Here is a 567-nt window from a genome sequence, read left to right on the forward strand (position 1 = left end):
CGGGCCGTGGCCGCCGAGGCCGCGCTGGATGCCGCCGGCACCCGCGCCCAGGCGGCGGCGGCCGAGCGGGACATCGCCAATGCCGAGCTGGCGCGCCAGGCTGAGGCCATCGCGCCGCTGCTGCCGCTGATGCGCCGGCTGGGCATGTGGCCGGCGGAGACGTTGCTGGCGGTGCCGGCGGACCCGGAGACCGCCTTGCGCGGCACGCTAGTGCTGCGCGGCATGGCACGCCACGTCGCCCTGCAGGCCGCCGCGTTGCGTGAGGCGCAGGAGCGCGCCATGGCCGCCAGCGGCAAGGCCGAGCAGGAGGGCCGCATCCTGGCCCAGGCGCGCGACGAAGCCCACGCCGCCGCCGCCGAGGTGGAGGCCGCCCTGGCCACCGCCCGCGCCCACCGCACTGAGGCGCAGTCCCAGGAAGCCGCCACCGCCCGCGCCGCCACCCAGGCCGCTGCCCGCGCCACCGACATCCAGGGTGTGCTGGAGCGCCTGGCCGAGGCCCGCGCCAAGGCCGAGGCGGAAGAACGCGCCCGTGCCGCGCGCGAGCAGGCCGAGGCCGAGGCCCGGGCC

General features: G+C 79.5%; 1 pseudogene. It reads left to right on the forward strand.

Annotated elements, in window-relative coordinates:
* Positions 1-567: pseudogene (locus IBL26_RS25475) on the forward strand (hypothetical protein); the annotation flags it as partial.

It is taken from the genome of Teichococcus aerophilus (assembly GCF_014490485.1).
Taxonomy (GTDB): Bacteria; Pseudomonadota; Alphaproteobacteria; order Acetobacterales; family Acetobacteraceae; genus Pseudoroseomonas; species Pseudoroseomonas aerophila.